2 protein-coding genes are annotated in these 2,544 nt (G+C 66.1%); one reads left to right on the forward strand and one right to left on the reverse strand.

Annotation, left to right across the window (positions count from 1 at the left end):
* Nucleotides 1-190: 190 nt before the first annotated feature.
* Nucleotides 191-1,465: an IS256 family transposase gene (locus HZB86_06095; GenBank protein ID MBI5905106.1), complete on the reverse strand. Its 1,275-nt coding sequence runs from the start codon at nucleotides 1,463-1,465 to the stop codon at nucleotides 191-193.
* Nucleotides 1,466-1,665: 200 nt separating this feature from the next.
* Here HZB86_06095 and HZB86_06100 point away from each other — a divergent pair.
* Nucleotides 1,666-2,544, forward strand: an 879-nt coding sequence (locus tag HZB86_06100) for a trypsin-like peptidase domain-containing protein (GenBank protein ID MBI5905107.1), incomplete at its 3' end; no start/stop codon positions are given.

Here is a 2,544-nt window from a genome sequence, read left to right on the forward strand (position 1 = left end):
GACCGCGCTGCTCGACATTGAACCGAGGCTGCGGCGGGTCAAGGGCCATCGGCATCTCCCGCAATTGGTCAGCGCGCTCGGGCGCGCGTTGAACCTCAAGCAGCAGTACCGGATGCAGAAGGCCGCGTGATCACACCAAGGGAGTCAAGCCCATTCTTAGTTGGCAAACGAGGCGGCTCATGTTGAACATTCATGCGGCCTTCTGCTGACGAACGGTCTCGGCCTTGATCTTCAGCATGCGAGCGAGCGCGGCCTCGAGCTTGGGCAGATGCTGGTAGCCCCGCACGCGTCGCAGGCGGGGCTCGATGTCCAACAACGCCGTCGCCAGCCAGCGCTGCCGCTGGTGCGACGTCTTCCAGGTATCCACCTTCGCGCACCGCTCCTCGACCAGGGCGTTCGCCGATTCGAGGCAGTTGGTGGTCTTGAACGACAGGCCCAACACCTCGTAGACCCCGAGCCGATGGAGCGTCAGGGTCTCCTCCAGCCCCTCGGCCAGGCTCGCGGCCGCCGACTGGTTGCGGTCGTCGAGCTCGCGATGCAGGGCGGTCAGCGCGGCCTTGGCCTCCCCATAGGTCGGGCGGTCGTAGGCCCGCTGCAAGCGCCTCCGCCAACTCGCCTGCTCGCTCTTCGGCAGATAGCCGACCACGTTCTCGCGCTTGTGCCACATGCAACGCTGCACCGCCGCCCGTTTCTTGAACACCTGGTTCACTGCCGCCTTGAGCCCCTTGCCGCCATCGATCACCACCAGCACGCCGTGCGCGATGTCCAACCCGCGCTCGACCAGCGAGCGCAGGAACGGCGTCAGCACCTTCTCGTTCTCGGTGTCGGTCTCGACGAACCCCAGGAACCGCTTGTCCCCGGTGCGCGTCACGCCGAGCGCGATCACCAGCGTGGCGTCGGCGAAGGTCTTGCCGTCCAGGAACAGCGCCACGTACCGCTCCTGGGACAGGTCGCGCTCCTGGAACTCCTTCAGCTTCGCCGCGCTCGCCTCGACAAACGCCCGCGACACCGACGAACTCGACAAGCCCAACGCCCCGGGGATGGCTTCCGCCGCCGCCGCGTAGTTCCGGCACGAGATCCCGTACAGCACCCGCTTGAGCAGCGCGTCGTTCACCTCGCCCGACTCATGCACCGCCTGGTAGCTGCGCAGCGGGATTTCGCCGCGCTCGCTCCGCACCCGCGGCACCCGCATCGGCACCCGCTGTCCGGCCAGCCGCACCGACCCCGGGTTGCTGCCGTAGCGGATCGCCGCGGCGCCGTCGTCGCGGGCCAGCCGTGGCCCCGCCAGCGCCAGCACCTCCTCGTCGAGCAGCTCGTGCACGTGCATCAGCCCCAGCGGAATCAAGCCCCGGATCGCTTCCACCTTGGCGTTCAGATCCAACCCCTGGTACTCCTCGCGCCGCAGCACTCGGACCACTCCGAAGCACTGCTTGCGTCTGCGCACCCGACGGATGACACTGCCCATCTACGGCTCCTTTCTTCTGGGGGTGAGGACGACGTTCCATCGCCATCACACCACAGCGGTGGGAGCCGCTTCAATTCACCAACTAAGAATCGCACACATTCTCGGCTCAGCGCCGCGTCAGCGAGGAAGCGCTGCTCTTCCGACGGCTTCGCGACGGTGTCGCGACCGTTTTTGCAGCTGGGGGTCACGGCACGGGATTCGTGATCGACAGCGCCGGGCTCGTGCTCACCAACGCCCATGTGGTCGGCGACCGCTACCGCATCCGCGTGAAGTTCGACGACACCACACGGGTCGACGCGAGGCTTCTGGCCTCGGACCCCAAGCGCGATGTCGCCGTTGTCCTGGTCAATCCGGAGGCCTTGGTCGGACGCCCGGTGCTTCCGCTCGCCGCGGCGAGCGACACCATGGTCTTTGAGGGCGAGCGCGTGATTGCCATGGGCAGTCCGCTGAACCAAGAGAAGATCATGACGGCCGGCATCGTCAGCAAGATCGAGCCGACCGCCGTGATTTCCGACGTGAACATCAACCCAGGCAACTCGGGCGGCCCGCTCGTGAACATGGATGGCGTCGTGATCGCCATCAACACCTTCGGTGACTTCTCGGAACGCGGGCCGGGGGTCTCCGGAAGCGTACTGATCACCGAGGCCCTGCCGACCATTGCGTCGGCCCGCGCCGCAATGGACACCGTCGAAACCCCATCGGTCCGACGCCTGCCCGTAGCACCACGAGGAATCTTCCCGATCGACTCACTCCAGGTGGCTGCGGGGGCGAAGAAATTCGACGCCAAGCCCTACTACGTGCACGACCGCACCAGCACCGGCAAGTTCGAGGTCGTGGTTTCGACCCCGGTGTTCGCGGCATGGCGGCTCTACAGCTTCGAGGTTGAACTCGCCAAGCAGACCAAGAAGCGTGAAGCCAAGGGGCGTGTGAGCGAGGATCAGACCTACGACCCGCTCGCTGACATGCGCGAATGGATGCGTTACACGCGCGGTGGCTTCCCGCCGGTCGTGAGCTTCGAGTTCACACCCAAGATCGGAGAGACCGGCGGCAGCATTTTCGGCAACATCCTGGGCGCTGCG

Source organism: Deltaproteobacteria bacterium (assembly GCA_016234845.1).
Taxonomy (GTDB): domain Bacteria; phylum Desulfobacterota; class Deferrimicrobia; order Deferrimicrobiales; family Deferrimicrobiaceae; genus JACRNP01.